The 19,153-nt window shown below is 71.4% G+C and carries 16 protein-coding genes; 7 read left to right on the top strand and 9 right to left on the bottom strand.

What is annotated here, in order from left to right; all coding sequences use genetic code 11:
• Positions 1–53: 53 nt before the first annotated feature.
• The 4 genes from ACGFQ9_RS20535 to ACGFQ9_RS20520 are packed head-to-tail and all read right to left on the bottom strand — an operon-like array spanning position 54 to position 5,139.
• Positions 54–2,258 carry a geranylgeranyl reductase family protein gene (locus ACGFQ9_RS20535; RefSeq protein ID WP_393575435.1) on the bottom strand — a complete coding sequence of 735 codons (2,205 nt, stop codon included), beginning with the start codon at positions 2,256–2,258 and terminating at the stop codon, positions 54–56.
• Between the two features lie 2 nt (positions 2,259–2,260).
• Positions 2,261–3,229 (bottom strand): polyprenyl synthetase family protein, encoded by a 969-nt coding sequence (locus ACGFQ9_RS20530; protein ID WP_393575434.1) that lies wholly within the window; start codon positions 3,227–3,229, stop codon positions 2,261–2,263.
• Entirely contained in the window at positions 3,216–3,668 is a 453-nt protein-coding gene (locus tag ACGFQ9_RS20525; RefSeq protein WP_393575432.1) for a hypothetical protein, read from the bottom strand. Before ACGFQ9_RS20525 ends, ACGFQ9_RS20530 begins: the two co-directional genes overlap by 14 nt.
• Positions 3,669–3,717: 49 nt before the next feature.
• Positions 3,718–5,139: a S8 family serine peptidase gene (locus tag ACGFQ9_RS20520; protein WP_393575430.1), complete on the bottom strand. Its 1,422-nt coding sequence runs from the start codon at positions 5,137–5,139 to the stop codon at positions 3,718–3,720.
• Between the two features lie 221 nt (positions 5,140–5,360).
• On the opposite strand from ACGFQ9_RS20520, the gene ACGFQ9_RS20515 reads away from it, so the two are divergent.
• Positions 5,361–5,534 (top strand): hypothetical protein, encoded by a 174-nt coding sequence (locus ACGFQ9_RS20515; protein ID WP_393575429.1) that lies wholly within the window; start codon positions 5,361–5,363, stop codon positions 5,532–5,534.
• Here the strand turns inward: ACGFQ9_RS20515 and ACGFQ9_RS20510 are convergent, their stop codons facing one another.
• The 3 genes from ACGFQ9_RS20510 to ACGFQ9_RS20500 all read right to left on the bottom strand — a co-directional run bounded on the left by ACGFQ9_RS20510 (position 5,535) and on the right by ACGFQ9_RS20500 (position 10,432).
• The gene (locus ACGFQ9_RS20510; protein ID WP_393575428.1) at positions 5,535–6,815 is read right to left on the bottom strand and encodes a hypothetical protein; all 1,281 of its coding nucleotides are present in this window, start codon (positions 6,813–6,815) and stop codon (positions 5,535–5,537) included.
• Positions 6,816–6,969: 154 nt separating this feature from the next.
• Positions 6,970–9,237: an MMPL family transporter gene (locus ACGFQ9_RS20505; RefSeq protein ID WP_393575427.1), complete on the bottom strand. Its 2,268-nt coding sequence runs from the start codon at positions 9,235–9,237 to the stop codon at positions 6,970–6,972.
• 409 nt (positions 9,238–9,646) lie between these two features.
• Positions 9,647–10,432 (bottom strand): metal-dependent hydrolase, encoded by a 786-nt coding sequence (locus ACGFQ9_RS20500; protein WP_393575425.1) that lies wholly within the window; start codon positions 10,430–10,432, stop codon positions 9,647–9,649.
• 112 nt (positions 10,433–10,544) lie between these two features.
• Between ACGFQ9_RS20500 and ACGFQ9_RS20495 the strand changes: the two genes are divergently transcribed.
• The 3 genes from ACGFQ9_RS20495 to ACGFQ9_RS20485 are packed head-to-tail and all read left to right on the top strand — an operon-like array spanning position 10,545 to position 14,411.
• Positions 10,545–13,058: a DEAD/DEAH box helicase gene (locus ACGFQ9_RS20495; protein WP_393575424.1), complete on the top strand. Its 2,514-nt coding sequence runs from the start codon at positions 10,545–10,547 to the stop codon at positions 13,056–13,058.
• A gap of 58 nt (positions 13,059–13,116) precedes the next feature.
• Entirely contained in the window at positions 13,117–13,998 is an 882-nt protein-coding gene (locus tag ACGFQ9_RS20490; protein WP_393575423.1) for an acyl-CoA thioesterase, read from the top strand.
• 8 nt (positions 13,999–14,006) lie between these two features.
• Complete coding sequence (locus ACGFQ9_RS20485) at positions 14,007–14,411, top strand: YchJ family protein (RefSeq protein WP_393575421.1); 405 nt, start codon at positions 14,007–14,009, stop codon at positions 14,409–14,411.
• Here the strand turns inward: ACGFQ9_RS20485 and ACGFQ9_RS20480 are convergent.
• A complete protein-coding gene (locus ACGFQ9_RS20480; protein ID WP_393575419.1) occupies positions 14,375–15,130 on the bottom strand; it encodes a DUF6397 family protein in 756 nt (251 codons plus the stop codon). The genes ACGFQ9_RS20485 and ACGFQ9_RS20480 overlap by 37 nt on opposite strands.
• 294 nt (positions 15,131–15,424) lie before the next feature.
• Here ACGFQ9_RS20480 and ACGFQ9_RS20475 point away from each other — a divergent pair, with 294 nt between their 5' ends.
• Both ACGFQ9_RS20475 and ACGFQ9_RS20470 read left to right on the top strand, forming a co-directional pair.
• Entirely contained in the window at positions 15,425–16,420 is a 996-nt protein-coding gene (locus ACGFQ9_RS20475; protein ID WP_393575417.1) for a threo-3-hydroxy-L-aspartate ammonia-lyase, read from the top strand.
• A gap of 120 nt (positions 16,421–16,540) precedes the next feature.
• Positions 16,541–18,076 (top strand): hypothetical protein, encoded by a 1,536-nt coding sequence (locus ACGFQ9_RS20470; protein WP_393575416.1) that lies wholly within the window; start codon positions 16,541–16,543, stop codon positions 18,074–18,076.
• A gap of 106 nt (positions 18,077–18,182) precedes the next feature.
• On the opposite strand, the gene ACGFQ9_RS20465 is transcribed toward ACGFQ9_RS20470, so the two are convergent.
• The gene (locus ACGFQ9_RS20465) at positions 18,183–18,581 is read right to left on the bottom strand and encodes a roadblock/LC7 domain-containing protein (protein WP_365114447.1); all 399 of its coding nucleotides are present in this window, start codon (positions 18,579–18,581) and stop codon (positions 18,183–18,185) included.
• Positions 18,582–18,676: 95 nt separating this feature from the next.
• Here ACGFQ9_RS20465 and ACGFQ9_RS20460 point away from each other — a divergent pair, with 95 nt between their 5' ends.
• Positions 18,677–19,114: a PPOX class F420-dependent oxidoreductase gene (locus tag ACGFQ9_RS20460; protein WP_393575415.1), complete on the top strand. Its 438-nt coding sequence runs from the start codon at positions 18,677–18,679 to the stop codon at positions 19,112–19,114.
• Positions 19,115–19,153: the final 39 nt, after the last annotated feature.

The raw sequence follows: 19,153 nt of genomic DNA, 5'->3' as shown, positions 1-19,153 counted from the left end.
GCAGCCGCCACAGGACACCATCGACCACCTGCCGGTGATCACGCCACGGCCGGTCAGAGGGGCCTCAGGGGTGCGGGCGCCACGCGAACGCCGAGGCCGAAACGGGGTCGTTCCGGAACCCTTCGCCCGACGGCATGGTCAACCAGCGCGAACAATGACGCCCGCGCAGGACCTTCCGGCAGTTCCTCCAGCGCGGCCGCCGCCCGGCGGGCCTGCTCGCGTGCCAGCGCACGCGTCACGTCGAGCGCTCCGCTGTCACGGACGATCGCGGCCGCTTCCTCGACATCGTCCGCCGTCAAGCGCCCACGACGAATCAGGCTCGTCAACTTGCCGGGCCTACGCTGCAGCGCGACCAGCACGGGGTGTGCCAGGGTGCCTTCGCTCAGTGCGGCGCCCGCGGCGTTGTCCGTCGGGCGCGCGGCCCCGGTGATGATGCGGACGTCCTCGGTCAGCCGGAACGCGACGCCCAGCGCACGGCCGTAGCTCGCGAGTGCTCCGACATGTTCCGGATCGGCTCCGGCGGTGACGGCTCCGAGGCGGCACGGCAACTCGAATGACGACGCGGTCTGGGATTCCACCAGCGACAGGTGATCGTCCGCGGCCATCCGCACGTCGAATGCGTGCTGCCGCTCGCCCATCCGGCCGGTGCACACCTTCGTGACGGCGTGGGAGATGAGCGCGAGCGCCTCAGGACCGCCGTCGGTGGCCAGGTGCAACGATTTCGACATCAGCAGATCGCTCACGAGGATGGCGAACCTGTTTCCCCAGCTGGAGTGAAGTGTCGGCGTGTCCTCGACGCCGAGTTGCGCGAGCGCCGCCAGGGCGCTGAGCTCGATCGCGGCGCCCATCTTGATGCGGCTGCGCGCGCCGCCGTCACCGAAGTGGCTTGCCAGCAGCAGCAACAGCGCCGGCCGGAACGGGACGCCGGGATCTCCCCAGCTCGACATGGCCAGACGGGCCAGGAACGGCCACTCGTCGCGGACGGCGCTCGCCATGAGTTCACCGATGCCGAGCAGGTCGGTGCGTACGTCGGCCCCGGGCGCCATCAGTCCGGCCACGTCGTCGATCGCGCGATGCGCCCGGAGCTCGCCCATACCCTCGGGGAGGAGGAGTGCCCGGCGACACAGCGCGAACGGCACGCGCTCGCTGTCGAACGTACTCTCGAGGACCCGCCAGACGAACTGGTACCGGTGGGCCGACCGGCGGCCGGCCGTCAGCACCCCGGAGTACGCGTTCCCCAGCAGCAGCGCATGGTCCAGGAGGTCCGGACGCGTGGGATCGCGGGTCAAACCGCGGTCGATGACCTCGGCCGCGGTCCTGCCGGACTCAAGCGCGTAGCTGATGCCCTCCCCCGTGAACGGGTTCACCAGCCCCGCCGCGTCGCCGACGAGCAGGATGCCGTCGCCGGCGCAGCGACCGGGGGAGAAGTCGAGGCGGAGCGGCGCTGTGGCCCACTCTCCGCGCAACCGACCGTCGAGCGCCTTTCGGCCTGTGCTGCCCGTGCTCAACCGGGCGAGGAAGTTCTGCAGCACGTGTTCCGCGCGGGCTTCGTATCCTGGACGGAACAACGCGACGCCGATGTTCGCTTCCGACGCACATGTCGGATTGATCCAGCCGAACGACGGCAACAGGTCCCGCCCTGCCACGTCGTCGAGCGGCAGGAAGACCTCTTGCAGGTCCGGCAGACCGTCGAGAGCGGTCAGATAGCCGCGTACGCCGACGCCGAGGTCGCCTTCGGGCAGCAGACCCACCGCGCGAGCCAGCGGGGACCGTGCGCCATCGGCCGCGACAACCGCGGCCGCCCGGACGTCGACGGGCCGGCCGTCGCGGCACACCCGCACCCCGACGACTCGTCCTCCCTCGACGATCGGGGCCGTTACCACGGCCCCATCCCAGAGTTCGGAGCCGACGGCCACGGCGCGGGCACAGATCGCTTCGTCGAGCAGGCGGCGCGGCACGACGAGGCAGTGGCTGTCGGCACCCGGATAGGCGCCGTAGGTGAAATCGCGCCGGCCGCGGCCGCGCATGTGGACCCGCAGGCCCCGCATGCGTTCCGGAGGGGGGAGCAAGTCGAGGACACCCATCGCGGCGAGGACCCGGACCGCGCGCTGCGTCAGGGCATCACCACACACCTTGTCCCGCGGGAAGCGCTGCGCTTCGAGCAGCAGGACCCGGCGGCCCTGGACCGCAAGGTGGTAGGCGGTCGAGCTACCCGCGGGCCCGGCGCCGACCACCAGCGCGTCGTAGTGATTCCGCACGTTCATTCCATTCGGCTCGCGACACGTCGTGCCGTGGCGGCGAGCACGTCTCGGCCCGGGAATTCCGGGAGCTCGGCGAGCGCGGCGGCGGCGCCTTCGGTATACGTGCCCGCGAGTTCGCGGGTCACGTCCACGGTGCCGGCGCGAAGCACCAGCGCCGCGGCTTCGGCCGCTTCGCGCGCGCTGAGGTTCTCGTGACGCAACAGTGTGGCCAGCCGCCCGCCAGGGGTCTGTCGCAGCGCGAGGAGAACCGAGTGGGAGAACACTCCGGCGCGCAGATCGGTACCCGTCGGCTTGCCAAGGTCGGCCGCGTCGCCGACGAGATCGAGCAGGTCGTCGGTGAGCTGGAATGCGATCCCCAGCTGCTGGCCGAAGCGGAAGAGAGCGTCGATGTGTCCGGGATCGCAGCCGGACAGCTCCGCACCGAGCCTGCACGGCAGTCCGAACAGCGTGGCCGTCTTCATGCGAATGATCTCGAGGTGCTCCTCGACGGCGAGATCCAAGTCGTACACATGCTCGGTTTCGCGGAGTTGGCCGCTGCACAGCGTGAACGCCGCTTCCGTCACGGTGGACACGGCGTCGTGCGGCAGATGTTCCAGCTCGGCCATCGCGCAGGCGAGCACGTGCGTTCCCGTGGTGGCGGCACGTGCGTTGCCCCACCGGGAATTCACGCTGGGCGCTCCGCGTCTGGTCGCCGCGCCGTCCATCACGTCGTCGTGGAGCAACGACCCCACGTGCATGAGTTCGATCGCGGCGGCGGCGTGCACGAGCAGCGCTTCGTCGGCCTCCCCGAGGCCTGCGGAGAGGAACAGCAACCGGGGGCGAAGCCTCTTGCCGCCGTGACGGATCAACTCGCCGGCGATGCGTCCCAGGTCCGCGTCCTGTGCGGTCACCGCTTCGTGCATGACGTGGTCGAGCCGCGCGGCCCAGCCGTCTTCGACCGAGGGCGGCAAGGTCTCACAGGAATTCATCGCGCAACTCGTCGAGTTGCGTGCGCATTCTCGCCGACGCGAAGGCCAGTTCGGCGAATCTGACGAAGAAGCCATAGCCGTTGTGCAGATCGCCCGCCGGGGCCCGAACGATGACATCTCCCCGGAAGTAGGCCTGAAGTGGCGTGAGGACACCGCTCGCGATCGCCTGCGCGGCCTCCAGATAGACGGCGCCGTGCATCGCCTCGTCCGGTCCGAGCCCCGGCTCGATCACGATGTCTCCACCCACGACCCGGACGTTGATCCGGCCGAATCCGAGCACAGCCAGGTTGGCCCTGCGGCCGTCGAACTCGCCGACCATCTCCTGGAACTCGACCGGGTTGTCGGTCCGGAAGTTCGTCACCCCGCGTTTCACATGGGCCGCCAGTGCCTTGTCGTTCGGAGTGACGCTTGCGGCGCGGGGCGCGAAGTCGTCGGACATGGAACGTCTCTCCTCGTCGAGGGTTTCCGGCCTGCGATGTGCCGCTCCGTCACGGTGGCGGCGGTGTGGCGTTGACCGCCGCGAGTGCGTCGATCCTGCCGTACCAGAAAGGGCCGATCAGTCCCGGCGTGGTCGTCACGATGAGCTTCCTGACCTGGCCGGGAGTCAGGGTGTCGTTCTTGTCCAGGATGAGCGCGGCGAGACCTGCCACGTGAGGGGTCGCCATGCTGGTGCCGGATTTGTTGATGAAGCCCGGTGCGACGACGTTGGCCGGCTTTCCGGTTCCTGCCGCCCGCGCGGAGGCGATTGCGACACCCGGTGCTGCGACATCCGGCTTCGGCCTGCCGTCCGGCGTCTCGCCGTGGCTGGAGAAGGTCGCAATCAGGTCGTCGTCGGTGGCGGCACCGACGGTGATGATCTTGTGCGCGTTACCGGGACAGCGAATTCTGGAATAAGGGCTCCCCCACCAGAATTCGGGGCCTTCGTTTCCGGCAGCGGCCACGACCACCACACCAAGGCTCACCAGACCGTCGGCTCCGGTGCACACCACGCAGGTGCCGCCGGCGCAGACCCACGCGCCGTCATGGTGTGAGAACCCCCAGCTGTTGCTGGCGACGTCGGCGCCGGAGGTCGCCACAGCGATCAAACCCTCGACCGCCCATTCCGCCGTCGTCCTGCCTTCGCCGTTGATGATGCGGATGTCGATGATCCTCGTTCCCGGGGCGATACCCCGAAAGATCGCGTCCCGGCTCGCGATGACCCCCGCGCAATGCGTGCCGTGGCCCGTGTCGTCGCGCTTCACCGCCGTACCGGTCATGTCCTGTTGCGGGCCGACGATGCCCGTGAGCGCGGGATGGGCGGCGTCGACCCCGCTGTCGACGACCGCCACGAAGAAGCCCGCGCCCGTGATGCCGGCGGGCAGTACATCCGCCTCGATGTGCGGCCGACTGAAGTCAAGCGCCTCGACGTTGCGCAGCTTGTTGCTGGTGACACTGCTGACGTCGTCTCGCGCCGCCACCGCCAGCACCTCGGAGGACGTCAGCTCGGCGAGCACGCTGTGGGTCAGCCAGAACTCCTTCCGGACATCGATGCCCCTGCGTTCGAGGTCCGCCCGGATGCCCCGCAGGAAGACCTCCGCCTCGGCTTGACGCGCCTCGATCGCCCGGGCCCGTCCGGACCTCGGAACAGCGGCGCCGCGCGCGGCAGCCCGGCCCGACACCAGGTTGATCAGTACCTCGTGCACCGGCTCCTCGGTCGGGAGGGGCGCACCCGTCCAGGTCGCGAGCTTGCGTGCCTCGCGTTCGGTGAGAATCGTGTCGACGATCCACGGATCGAGCTTGGGCACCGCGAGCGGGCTCTCCGCCGTCAGCTCTTGCAGCTGCTTTCGGCGTCTGTTCTGTACGTACCAGTCGATCTGATCGCGGCTGTGTTCGGCTGCGGACCGACCGTCTCTCCCCGTTGGCGAGGACATCCCGGCTCCTCTCCACGCTTCGGCCACGATCTCCACCTGCGCGGCGAACCCGGCGGCACCTGCCGGACCTCCGATCGGCCCGAGCCCGTGAGGAGCGACGGTATCGAGAGACGAGCTGCGACCGTGTGATTGAGCCGGAACTCGCTGATTGTTCGCCCACCCGTCGCAACGAGCGTGTCGACCACCGCGGCGGCTGATGTGGCGGCTGCGGACCCGGGGCTTTGTGGCGCGGCCTGCCCGAGCGGTACCGGCTGGGGCAGACCGCCTGGGAGCGGTTCGCCCGCCTCAAGCAGGTCAGTGCGATCGCCACCAGGTTCGACCAGCTCGCCGACCGTTACCACACCGGAGTCGTCCTGGCCTCGCCGATCCTCTGTCTCCGCGCACCGGCCACGTGATCATTTGCCGGACAGGCCTTGGGCCGTGCGGGTGGCTTCCGGTGCTCCGGCCGAGGGGCTGTGCGGGTTGATGCCGGCGCCGGGCCGCCGGTGGACGGTGCGCAGCGGCACGTCGGGCTCGTAGGCCTGCTTGCCGGCACAGGTCCAGATGACGGGGCGTTCGATACCGGATCCGTCCACGGCCACACCGCCGACCTGGTCCCGGTCGGTCACGGCGAAGGCGGCCGAGAAGCCGGTGGGTGCCAGTCGCGGCAGGGCGAGCACCGGACCGCTGCCGCGCCAGTACTGCGCCTGGACCGGCGGCATGGGCTCCGGCGGCCAGTCGTAGGGCGAGTCGTAGGCGGTGCCGACGGTCACTTTGGTGGTCGGACTGATGTCCTCGAAGCTGCCACTGGTACGGCCCGCCAGGGTGCCGGGGCCGGTCCGGCCGGTGTACGGCGGGGCCCAGGTCGCCAGGATGTTGGTCGCGTCGCGGTTGCCGGCGACGATGCCGACGAGGCGGCCGGACTCGTCGATGGCCGCGGGCATGGAGATCTCGTAGGCGTTGCCGAGCGGCTGGGTGTACACGGGCGGGGCCGCGATGCTGCCGCTCCACACGATCCCGGGGGCGGTGCCCCAGCTGTCGTCGGGATCACTGCTGGTGCCCCAGCCGTAGCCGACGATCCGGCCGGCGTTGTTGATTCCGGTGACGGCCCGCAGGTCGAAGCCGGCGGGCTCGGCGAGTACGCGGCGGACCGCGGCTCCCTGCCATTCGATTCCGATGGTGTCGCTGCCCTCGTGGCGGTAGCCGACGATGCGGCCGTGGTCGTTGACCGCGGTCGCGTACTGGCCGCCGGGCAGCAGCGTCACCGCGGCCTGCCACGGGTAGTAGCGGAAGGCTCGGGGCCCGGTCGGCCCGGTGATCGTGCCGGCCATCAGGCCGAACCGGTTGACGGCTTCGACGCGGCCGCCGGTGTATCCGGCGGGGAGCGGCACGGCGTGCACGGTGGTGCCGCTCCACCAGGCGGGCTTCCCGTGTGAGGTACCGACCGACAGCCCCAGCCGGCCGATGCCGTTGACCTGGGTGTCCTCGATCCACGGGCTGGGTTCGGCCGGGTCCGGGCCGGGCAGTGAGCCCAGCACCTTGATGGCCGGCTTGCAGGCGAGGCCTTCCGTCGCCGCGCCGGCCGGTGTGGTGAGCGCGAGCGAGGCCAGCAGTACGCCTCCGGCGGCCGTGAGCGCGCGGCGCCTGCCGACTCTCTTGCCTCTGTTGCGGCTGTTGCCCATGTGTCCCCCCGTCATGGCGCGAGCCGACGAATCCGGCGGCTCGTCGGTGCACATGATGTCCGTCCCGGCCGGGACTGAACAGATGGCGGTCGGGGGGATTTTCCCTGAACGGGAGGGGCCGGCCCGGCTGTTGTCACAGCCGGGCCGGCCCCTCCCGCCGGTTCGTGCCCTACCGGCGGGAGCCCGCGTAGTCGCGGTCCCCGGTCTGGTGCTGCGGCGCGCCCGCCCCGGCCGGGGCGCCGGCCGGAGCGAGCCGGTCCAGCTTGGCGCCTTCGACGTCCACGTTCGGCAGCAGCCGGACCAGCCACTTCGGCAGCCACCAGGCGGACTTGCCGAGGAGGGCGAGGAGGGCAGGAACGATGGCCATCCGGACGACGAACGCGTCGAAGAGGACGGCCGATGCCAGGGAGAAGCCGATCATCTTGATCAGGTCGTTGCTCTCGGTCATGAAGGCGGAGAAGACGCTGATCATGATGATGGCGGCCGCGCTGACCACCCGTCCGCCGTAGCGGAAGCCGGTGACGACTGCCTCACGGGGCTCCGTGCCGTGGCTGAAGGCCTCCCGCATACGGCTGACGAGGAACACCTCGTAGTCCATCGCGAGACCGAACACCACACCGATCATGAAGATCGGCATCGTGCTGATCACCGGGCCGGTCGCCTTGACGCCGAACACCTCGGCCAGCCAGCCCCACTGGAAGATCGCCACGACGGCGCCGAGGGCCGCGCTGACGGAGAGCAGGAAGCCGAGGGCGGCCTTGAGCGGCACCAGGATGGACCGGAAGACCAGGACCAGGAGCAGGAAGGCCAGGCCGACCACGAGGGCCAGGTACGGGACCAGTGCGTCGTCGAGGGTCTTGGAGAAGTCGATGAACGCCGCGGTCTGGCCGGTCACCAGGATCTCGTCGGCGCCGCCGGCGCTCTCGATGCCGCCCACGCCGTCCCGGAGGGAGCGGACGAGCACCTCGGTGTCGTGGTCAGTGGGGCCGGTGGTGGGGACGAGGCTGAGGATCGCGGTGTCGTTGGCGGGGTTCGCCGTGGCCGGCGAGACGGACTCGACGCCCTGCACCTTGGCCAGTGCCTGGCCGACCGAACCGGCCGCCTTCGTGGCGTCCTTCGCGCTGACGGTGACGGTCAGGGGTCCGTTGAAGCCCGGGCCGAAGGACTCGGACAGCATGTCGTAGGCCTTGCGCTGGGTGGTGTCGGGCGCCATGGTGCCCTCGCCCGGCAGACCCAGCTCCAGGCTGGTGGCGGGCATCGCGATCACGCCCAGGCCCAGGACGCCGACGAGCAGTACCGCGACCGGGTGGCGCAGTACGTAACGGGCCCATCGGGTGCCCAGGTTGGGCTTCCGGCGGGCGGCCTCCTTGTCCATCTTGCGCCGCAGACGGGCCGAGGGCTCCTTGCCCTTGAGCGCCGGGCGGTCGACCCGGCGCAGGGTGCGGATCGGGGCGAAGCCGAGCAGGGCCGGAACGAAGGTGATCGCGATCAGGACGGCCACGGCGACGGTGCCGGCCGCGGCCATGCCCATCTTGGTGAGCATCGGGATGTTCACCACGGCCAGGCCGGCCAGGGCGATGATGACGGTGAGTCCGGCGAAGACCACGGCGGAGCCGGCGGTGCCGACGGCGCGGCCGGCGGCCTCCTGCGGGGTGTGGCCCTCGGTGACCTCGGAACGGTAGCGGGAGATGATGAACAGGGCGTAGTCGATGCCGACGGCGAGGCCGATCATCATGGCCAGCGTGCCCGTGGTGGCGGACAGCCCGAAGGTGCTGCCGAGGGCGAGGATGCCGCTGAGGCCGACACCGACGCCGATGAGGGCGGTGAGCACGGGCATGCCCGCGGCGATCATCGAGCCGAAGGTGATGAGCAGGACCACGGCCGAGACCAGGATGCCCAGGCCCTCGGCGCCCCCCGCGGCCGCCTCGACCTCGATGGCGTCACCGCCGGCCTCGACGGTCAGGCCGGTGTCGCGGGCCTTGTCGAGCGCCTTGGTGAGCCCGTCGTGCTCCTTGTCCTTGAGCGCGGTGGCGGCGGCCTTGTAGGTCACGACCGCGTAGGCGGTGGTGCCGTCCTTGCTGACGGAACCCGCCTGGTACGGGTCGGTGACCGCGGCCACTCCGGGGGCCTTGGTCATGTCGGCGACGAGCGCGGAGACCGCGGCCTTGCGCTCCGCGCCGGATACCTTCTCGCCCTTCGGTGCGCGGACGACCACCCGGGCGGTGGCACCGTCGGCGCTCGCGGCCGGGAACTTCTCCTTGAGGAGGTCGAACGCCTTCTGCGACTCGGTGCCCGGCATGGTGAAGGTGTCGGCGGGGGGTGGTGGAGCGGAGGAGGCCGCAGCACCCACCCCGCCGAAGATCAGCACCCAGATCAGGAGGGTCAGCCATCGCCGGCGGAAGGCGAAGCGGCCCAGCTGGTAGAGGAATGTGGCCACGTCGAACAGGCTCCTGTCGGATCGGCAGTGTGGGGTTCACGCACCGCTTCTCGATGCGCGCAGCAACGGGTCCGGGAGGCGTGCACACCTCGACCGCGTGGCATCACTATGGCGCCATCATGGCGCCAGCGCAAGACCTTGCCGCCATCGATGGCGCCATGCAGGCACTATCCGGGCGTTCCGGAATGCGCTCTTCGATAGCGTCACACCACAGCGGGCGCCGCGTCGCCCCTGACGGGGGCCTTATGTCAGATCCACGCCGCGCGGCGATATAAACGCGCCATAAATGCGCCATCGTGGCGCCAAACCATCGATGCCCCTGTACATGACAGGGGCATCGGCACTAGAGAGCGCGGATCACGGCCATGACGTCCGTGCCACGGGCCCGGCTTGATCCGGAGGACGCGGCCTAGACGAAGCCCAGGGCGGAAGCGCCGCCGATGCCGCCGAGCAGCATGAACACCGGCATGAGGACCTTGAGTTCGACCCAGCTGCCGGCCCGGAAGCGCATCGCCTTCGGCGGGCCCACGGGGTACCAGCGCTTGCCGGCGATCGGGATCGGCCACAGGACCGGGCAGCCGGACACGGTGAGGGCGTCGCCGAGGTCGTGGACCAGGGCACCGAGCACGACGGGCAGGCCCAGCCAGAGGTATTCCTGGCCGGGAGCGGTGAACAGCCAGCCGTTGCCGGGCTGGTCGAGAACCCCGGCGAGGATCCAGGCGCTGGTCGCGCCGAGCAGCCAGACCAGGACGTCGCTGGACATCCGGGCGGCCCGCCACAGCAGGCCCTCCACCGCCAGCACCAGGTGTACGAACAGCAGGAAGAGGACACCCCAGCGGCCGGCCGTCGCGGCAACGGCGGAGGCGCCGGCGCCGATCAGCACGGCCCAGAGCCAGGTGTGGGTCAGGGTGCGGTGCCCGCCGGAGCGGCGGGGGTCGCGGGCGGAGCGGCTCCACTTGTAGACGGCGTACGAGAGCTTGTCGACCACTTCGCACAGGCCGCGGGAGAGCGGCCCGAAGGCGCGCGAGATCGTCGCGGACTTGTGGTCGAGGTCGGGGGCCAGGGCCGCACCCGCGCAGATCAGCGATCCGGCCAGCAGGACCGGCCAGGGCATGGGGTGCCCGGCGGCCGCGACGGCCGCTCCCAACCCCAGCCAGGCGGCCGCGCCGGAGAGCGAGTGCGCCGGACCCATCATGTTCGTTCCCGCCCCAGTCCCGTGGTGATCCTCGACGCCCCAGAGTACCTTTGTCGATCTTCCGTTCCCGGCCGGTTCCCTGATCCGGGCGGAAGCCAGGCAAGATGGGGGCGTGACCCTCATTGATCAGCTGCCGCCGACCGCCGACCCCGACGCCCTCTTCGAGGCTTTCTCCTCGTGGGCGGAGAGTCAGGGCATCGCCCTGTACCCGGCGCAGGAGGAGGCGCTGATCGAGGTGGTCTCCGGGGCGAACGTGATCCTCTCCACCCCGACCGGCTCCGGGAAGAGCCTGGTCGCGGCGGGGGCGCACTTCACCGCGCTGGCCCAGGACAAGGTCACCTTCTACACCGCGCCGATCAAGGCGCTGGTGTCGGAGAAGTTCTTCGACCTGTGCAAGCTCTTCGGCACGGAGAACGTCGGCATGCTCACCGGCGACGCCTCGGTCAACGCCGACGCCCCGGTGATCTGCTGCACCGCCGAGGTACTGGCCTCCATCGCCCTGCGCGACGGCAAGGACGCCGACATCGGCCAGGTCGTGATGGACGAGTTCCACTTCTATGCGGAGCAGGACCGCGGCTGGGCCTGGCAGATCCCGCTGCTGGAGCTGCCGCAGGCACAGTTCGTCCTGATGTCGGCGACCCTCGGGGACGTGTCCCGGTTCGAGGAGGACCTGACCCGCCGCACCGGGCGGCCCACCTCCGTGGTCCGCTCCGCGACCCGCCCGGTCCCGCTGTCCTACGAGTACGTCACCACCCCGATCACCGACACCCTCACCGAGCTGCTCCAGACCAAGCAGGCCCCGGTCTACATCGTCCACTTCACGCAGGCGCAGGCGGTGGAGCGGGCGCAGTCGCTGATGAGCATCAACATGTGCTCGCGCGAGGAGAAGGACCAGATCGCCGAGCTCATCGGCAACTTCCGGTTCACCACCAAGTTCGGCAAGAACCTCTCCCGCTACGTCCGGCACGGCATCGGCGTGCACCACGCCGGCATGCTCCCCAAGTACCGGCGGCTGGTGGAGAAGCTGGCCCAGGCCGGTCTGCTGAAGGTGATCTGCGGCACCGACACCCTCGGCGTCGGCGTGAACGTCCCCATCCGCACCGTGCTGTTCACCGCGCTCACCAAGTACGACGGCAACAGGGTCCGCACCCTGCGGGCGCGCGAGTTCCACCAGATCGCCGGCCGGGCCGGCCGGGCCGGCTTCGACACCGCGGGCTTCGTGGTGGCGCAGGCCCCGGAGCACGTGATCGAGAACGAGAAGGCCCTGGCGAAGGCGGGCGACGACCCGAAGAAGCGGCGGAAGGTGGTCCGCAAGAAGGCGCCCGAGGGCTTCGTCGGCTGGACCGACACCACCTTCGAGAAGCTCATCGCCTCCGAGCCGGAGCCGCTGACCTCCCGCTTCAAGGTCAGCAACATCATGCTGCTCTCGGTGATCGCCCGGCCCGGCAACGCCTTCGAGGCGATGCGCCGGCTGCTGGAGGACAACCACGAGCCGCGCAAGAACCAGCTGCGGCACATCCGCCGCGCCATCGCCATCTACCGCTCCCTGCTCGACGGAGGTGTGGTGGAACAGCTGGACGCCCCGGACGCGGAGGGCCGGACCATCCGGCTCACCGTCGACCTCCAGCAGGACTTCGCGCTGAACCAGCCGCTGTCCACCTTCGCCCTGGCCTCCTTCGACCTCCTCGACCCCGAGTCCCCCTCCTACGCGCTGGACATGGTCTCGGTGGTCGAATCGACCCTCGACGACCCGCGCCAGATCCTCGCCGCCCAGCAGAACAAGGCCCGGGGCGAGGCCGTGAGCGCGATGAAGGCGGACGGGGTCGAGTACGAGGAGCGCATGGAGCGCCTGCAGGACGTCACCTATCCCAAGCCGCTGGAAGAGCTCCTGCTGCACGCCTACAACGTGTACCGCAAGAGCCACCCGTGGGTCGGCGACCACCCGGTCTCGCCGAAGTCGATCATCCGCGACATGTACGAGCGGGCGCTGTCCTTCACCGAGTTCACCTCCTTCTACGAGCTGGCCCGCACCGAGGGCATCGTGCTCCGCTACCTGGCGAGTGCGTACAAGGCGCTGGACCACACCATCCCGGACGACCTGAAGTCCGAGGACCTGGTGGACCTGATCGAGTGGCTGGGCGAGATGGTGCGCCAGGTCGACTCCAGCCTGCTGGACGAGTGGGAGCAGCTGGCCAACCCGGAGGTGGAGACGGCCGAGCAGGCCCAGGAGAAGGCCGACCAGGTCAAGCCGGTCACCGCCAACGCCCGTGCGTTCCGGGTGCTGGTCCGCAACGCCATGTTCCGCCGGGTGGAGCTCGCGGCCCTCGACGACGTCGAGGAGCTGGGCGAGCTGGACGGGGAGTCCGGATGGGACGCGGACGCCTGGGGCGAGGCGATGGACGCCTACTGGGACGAGTACGACGACCTGGGGACCGGCCCGGACGCCCGCGGCCCGAAGCTGCTGATGATCGAGGAGGACCCGGCACACGGCCTGTGGCGCGTCCGCCAGACCTTCGCCGACCCCAACGGCGACCATGACTGGGGCATCAGCGCCGAGGTCGACCTGGCGGCCTCCGACGAGGAGGGCCGTGCGGTCGTCCGGGTGACCTCGGTCGGGCAGCTCTGACCGGGCGGCGCCGCCGCCCCGCGTTCCCGACGGCACCGACAGCAGTGGAGAACCTCTGATGACGAACCCCGCCGAAAGACTCGTCGACCTGCTCGACCTGGAGCAGATCGAGGTCAACATCTTCCGCGGGCGCAGCCCGCAGGAGTCCTTGCAGCGCGTCTTCGGCGGGCAGGTGGCCGGCCAGGCCCTCGTGGCCGCCGGCCGGACCACCTCGGGCGACCGCCCCGTGCACTCCCTGCACGCGTACTTCCTCCGCCCGGGCATCCCCGGGGTGCCGATCGTGTACCAGGTGGAGCGGGTGCGCGACGGGCGTTCCTTCACCACGCGCCGGGTCACCGCGGTCCAGCAGGGCCGTACGATCTTCAACCTCACCGCCTCCTTCCATCAGCCGGAGCAGGGCAGCATCGAGCACCAGCTGCCTCCCCGGCTGGACTTCCCGCACCCGGACGCGCTGCCCAAGGTCGCGGACGAGATCCGCGAGCACCTCGGGGAACTGCCCGAGGCGCTGGAGCGGATGGCGCGCCGCCAGCCCTTCGACATCCGCTACGTGGACCGGCTGCGCTGGACGCCCGAGGAGATCAAGGACGCCGATTCGCGCAGCGCGGTGTGGATGCGCGCCGTCGGCCCGCTGGGCGACGACCCGCTGGTGCACACCTGTGCCCTCACCTACGCCAGTGACATGACCCTCCTCGACGCCGTGCGCATCCCCGTGGAACCCCTGTGGGGCGTGCGCGGGTTCGACATGGCCAGCCTCGACCACGCCATGTGGTTCCACCGGCCCTTCCGGGCGGACGAGTGGTTCCTCTACGACCAGGAGTCCCCCATCGCCCACGGCGGCCGCGGCCTGGCCCGCGGCCGTATCTACGACCTCGAGGGCCGGCTCCTCGTTTCCGTGGTGCAGGAGGGCCTGTTCCGCCCGTACGCCTCCCCGAAGGACTGATCCCTCCCGTGCCCACGCCGTCCCCCCGTCCCTGCCCCTGCGGGCTGCCCGCCGCCTATGTGGACTGCTGCGGCCGGTTCCACTCCGGCGCACAGCAGGCACCCACCGCCGAGCTGCTGATGCGTTCCCGGTTCAGCGCGTTCGCCGTCGGCGACGCCTCCTACCTGCTGCGTTCCTGGCACTCCTCGACCCGTCCGGACGGGCTGGAGCTGGATCCGGCGCAGCGCTGGGAGCGGCTGGAGATCCTGGGCACCGAGCGCGGCGGCATGTTCGAGACGGAGGGTGCGGTGGAGTTCCGCGCGTACTACCGGGAGGGCCGGCACGCCGGCTCCCTGCACGAGAACAGCAGCTTCACCCGGGAGGGCGGCAGCTGGGTCTACGTCGGCCCGCTCTCCCCCGTCGCCTTCGACTGAGCCCGCGCCCCCGTCAGGGCGAAGTCCAGGCTGGTGCGGTACCAGAGGACCTCCTCCGGCTGTTCCGCGCGGAGCAGCCGGAGGGCGACGGCCGCGGCGGCCTCCGCCTGGGGATGTCCGTAGGGTGGCGGAGGGGCCAGCCCGGCCAGCCTGGTCCGTTCCGCCGGATCGGGGACGGCACCGGCCACCTCGCCGTCGGGCAGCACCGAGGCGAGGATGGCGGCGCGCTCCCAGGGGTCGGCGGTCCGCCTCAGCAGCAGCCCCACGTGCCGGCCGCGCCAGCGGCGGGGCCGCTGGTCCTCCCCGGCCACGGCCCCCTCCCGGTCCTCCGCGGGGGCACCGCCCCGCAGCAGATCGGGCCTGCGGCCGGCGAACTCCTTCAGCTCCTCGGTGAGATAGAGCCATACGACCACCCGGTACCGGTTGATCCGGTACCCGACCGGGGTCACGTGCCCGCACCGCGCCAGCCGGGTGAACCGGGCGGGGCTCACCCCCAGCAGCTCGGCCGCTCCCGCGGCTCCGGTGGTCTCGACCCGGTCCCTCAGAGTGCGCGGGAACCCTTCGCCGGACCTGATCCGGTCCAGCTCCACGCGGGCGAACCGGGTCGCCCCGCCGGGACCGGCAGCCCCTGCCCGGACGATCCCCAGCTGCACGGCGCGGGCGAAATCGGCCCGCCCCAGCCCCAGTTCCGCCGCGGCCCGCGCGCCGCCCACCGCCACCCGCGCCCTCCTGACGCCCTGAGCGCCCACCCGCGGGCCCACCCGCGTGCGCGCTTCCGCGCCCCCCTTCCCACAGACAGCGCCTCCCTCCTTCGGCACGGCCTTCGCTCCCGCCCGCGTGCCGGCCCGTCCGGGAACGTCCGCCGCAACCCGTCCGTCGACCTGTCCTGCCTTCATGGGTCCCCCTCGCCGAAATCCAACCTGCCCGTCACTCTGAGTGAAGACCGTATCCCCGCGCCCCGACACCCCGCGAGCCCTGTGGACAACCCGGACCCGCGGCCTATGCTGCGCTCCATGCCGACCCCACCGCCCAGCTACGAGGACGTCGCCGCGGCGGCCGCGCGCATCGCCGGCCGCGCCCACCGCACCCCCGTCCTGCATTCCCGGCTGATCGACGAACAGCTCGGCGTCCAGGCCGTCTTCAAGTGCGAGAACCTCCAGCGCATGGGCGCCTTCAAGTTCCGCGGCGCCTACAACGCCCTCTCCCGCTTCACCCCCGAGCAGCGCCGCGCGGGCGTGGTCGCGTACTCCTCCGGCAACCACGCGCAGGCCGTCGCGCTGAGCGCCCGGCTGCTGGACATCCCGGCGACCATCGTCATGCCCCGGGACGCCCCGGCGGTGAAGGTCGCCGCCACCCAGGGTTACGGCGGTCAGGTGGTCATGTACGACCGCTACGCCGAGGACCGCGAGGAGATCGGCCAGGCCCTGGTGGAGAGATACGGCCTCACCCTGGTTCCGCCGTACGACCACCCGGACGTCATCGCCGGGCAGGGCACCGCGGCGATGGAGCTGTTCGAGGAGACGGGCCCGCTCGACGCGCTGTTCGTACCGTTCGGCGGCGGCGGTCTGCTCGCCGGGTCCGTGCTGGCGGCCGGCGCGCTCTCCCCGGACTGCCGCCTCTACGGGGTGGAACCCGAGGCGGGTGACGACGGCCGGCGGTCTCTGGCCGAAGGCCGGATCGTACGCATCGAGACACCGCGGACCATCGCCGACGGCGCCCAGGTCACCCACATCGGAGAGCTGAACTTCCGGATCCTGCGCGCGGCCGGCCCGGGCACGGTCACGGCGGTCACCGCCACCGATGCCGGACTCGTCGAGGCCATGCGGACGTTCGCCGCCTACATGAAGCTGGTCGTGGAGCCGACCGGCTGCCTGGGACTGGCCGCCCTCCGTACCCACGCCACCGCCCTGCGGGAGCTGCAGGACCTCGGCGGACTGCGCGTCGGCGTCCTCGTCAGCGGAGGCAACATCGATCCCTCCCGGTTCGCCGAACTCATCGCCACCGGCTGACCCCGAGGGCGCGATCGCCCACCCCCTCGCCGCCCACCCCCTCGCTGCCCGGCGTCACGTTCCGGCGCCGTTAGGCTCGGTCCCGAACGGACGACGGGTACACGAACGGAGCGGGCAACGGTGAACGGCGAGGCGCGGGAACGGATCCGGGCACGGGCGGAGGAAGTCCTGCGGGCACTGCGGGAGAACGACGCGGTGCGGCTGCTCGACGGGTTCGGCACGGAGGAACTGGACGGCTGGGAGCTGGACCTGCCGCCGGCGGTCCGCCGGATCCTCCTGGAGACCGGCGGCATCGAGGCCGACGGGGAGCGCTACGTCTTCGGGCCCCGCCGGACCCACCGCATCAGCCCCTTCCACCAGGGCACCTGGGAACTCGGCTACCTGGACGAGACCGAGGCCCCGCTGATCGTGGGCGTCGACGGCGAGGGCCGCGACGACTGGGGCCCGGTGGTGGCCGCGGCCACCGGGGAGGACGGGGAGCTGACCGTGCTGTCCCCGTCGTTCACCGAATGGCTGGCCGGGTTCGCCGCCGGCGCTCCGGACGGAGGCGTCGGTCCCGCGGGTACCGCCGGGCACACGGTGCAGGCCGGGCACACGGTACGGGTCGGACACACGGTGCACGCCGTGCCCAGTGTCGCCGCGGCCGAGGGCACCGACCCGGTCCTGGCGGCACTGGTCGGACGCGGTGACTCGCTCACCGACGTGGTGGACCTGCGGGCGCTGCCCGGCTATCCGTGCCGGGTCGTCTGGGAGCCGTACCACTCCACGGAGTTCAACACGGCCGACACCGGTTCCAGCGAGGTCCACACGGCCGTCGTCGGCGGCGGAGCGGCCCTGCTGCTGCGCAGCGAGGTGAGCGGCGACTTCCTGGGCCGCCCGGTACGCCGGCACGCCGTGCCCGCCGACGCGGCGGCCCGCGCGGTGGCCGAGCTGCGCGCCCTGGCCGCGGAACTGCCCGAGGACGTACGGCTGGGCGAGGGCTGCCCGGACACCGAGCTGGACGCCTGGCCCGTGCCGGTCCCGCCCGCCGTGCGCGCCGTGCTGCGCGAGATCGGCTCGGTCCGCATCACCGGCCTCCCCGAACTCCGCCTGCGACCCGGCTCGGTGGACTTCGGCGTCGACCCCGAGGTGCACCGGATGCTGGGCGGCGACGGCACGTACTGGCCGGTGGCCGAGGTCACCTACGGCCCGTACCGGGCGCTCGCGCAGATCCGCCTGGACCCGGAGTCCGGGGCGTGGGGCTGCGCGGTGTCCGTGATGGCCGACCCGGACACGCTGCGCGAGTTCCCGGACCTCACGCTGATCGGCGAATCCCTGGAAGACCTGCTGCTGACCTACGCGCGGCTGGCGCGGGAGGCTACGGCGCGGCGGCGGACGGACGGCGGCTGGCGGATCGGCGGAGGCTGGATGTTCCCCAACACCGGCGAGGCGTGGCCGCGTCCGGTGCCGGTCGAGGAATGGGCGGGCGCGTCCGATCCGCTGCTGGCGGCCGCCGCCGGGCTGTCCGCCGGGACGCACGCGGTCGACCTGCGGCTCGCCCCCATCCCCAGTGACGTGTCCTTCTACCGTGCCGAGGACTGGCCGTACCGGGCGCCGCTGGAACGGCTGACCTTCCCCGGCGGCGGGGCCCTGGTGGTCGCGGAACTCCGCCGCTGAACCCCGCCCGGCGGCCTCCGCCGGGCGGGGTCTCACCCGCCCGGCGCCCGTCGGCCGGGCGCCGTCGGCCCGGTGGCGTCCGCGGCGGTGCGCGCCGCCGTCCCGGTCAGCCTCCGGTGATCCGCCGCTCCGCGACGCCCAGGTGTTCACCGACCCGGTTGACCAGCAGCGTCATCTCGTACGCCACCTGCCCGATGTCGGCCTCCGCGCCGCTGAGGACGCACAGGCAGCTGCCGGCTCCCGCGCCCATCACGAACAGAACTCCTTCGTCGTACTCCACCATCGTCTGCCGGACCTCACCTGCCCGGAAGTGCCGCCCCGAACCCTTCGCCAGGCTCTGCAGTCCGGCGGACACCGCGGCCAGGTGCTCCGCGTCTTCCCGGGCCAGGCCGGCGCTCGCGCCGGTGACCAGGCCGTCGTTGGAGAGCACCACCGCGTGCCGGACCTGTGGAACCCTGCGCGTCAGATCGTCCAACAGCCAGTCGAGCTGCTTGTCCAGTGCCATTTACGCCCCTCCCCGTGCACGCGGCCGGTCCCGCCCCGTGTCGTCGTTCCGCCAGCCTTCCCCACCAGCGGCTTTCCGGCAAGGAGGATGTCCCCATGACGAAGAAGATGACGGAAGAGGAGTGGCGGGCCTTTGTGTCGTACTCCACCAGGACCGGCAAGCTGGCGACGGTGCGGGCGGACGGCAGCCCGCACACCGCCCCCGTCTGGTTCGTGCTCGACGGCGACTCGTTCCTCTTCAACACGGGGAAGGACACGGTCAAGGGCCGCAACCTGGTCCGGGACGGCCGGGTCGCCCTCTGCGTGGACGACGACCGCCCGCCGTTCTCCTACGTCGTGCTGCAGGGTCGCGCCGAAGTCCTCCACCACGCCGGGAACGAGGCGGAGATGCTGCACTGGGCCACCCGCATCGCCGCCCGGTACATGGGCGAGGAGCACGCCGAGGCGTACGGCCGCCGCAACGCGGTACCCGGTGAACTGCTGGTCCGGGTCACCGTGGAGAAGGTGGTCGCGCAGTCGGGCATCGCCGACTAGGTCCGGACGCAGGTACGGGTACGGGTACGGGTACGGGTA

Source organism: Streptomyces sp. NPDC048603 (genome assembly GCF_043199475.1).
Classification (GTDB): Bacteria; Actinomycetota; Actinomycetes; order Streptomycetales; family Streptomycetaceae; genus Streptomyces.
The sequence above is the reverse complement of the archived record's forward strand: the minus strand, read 5'-3'. Positions and strand labels throughout refer to the sequence as shown.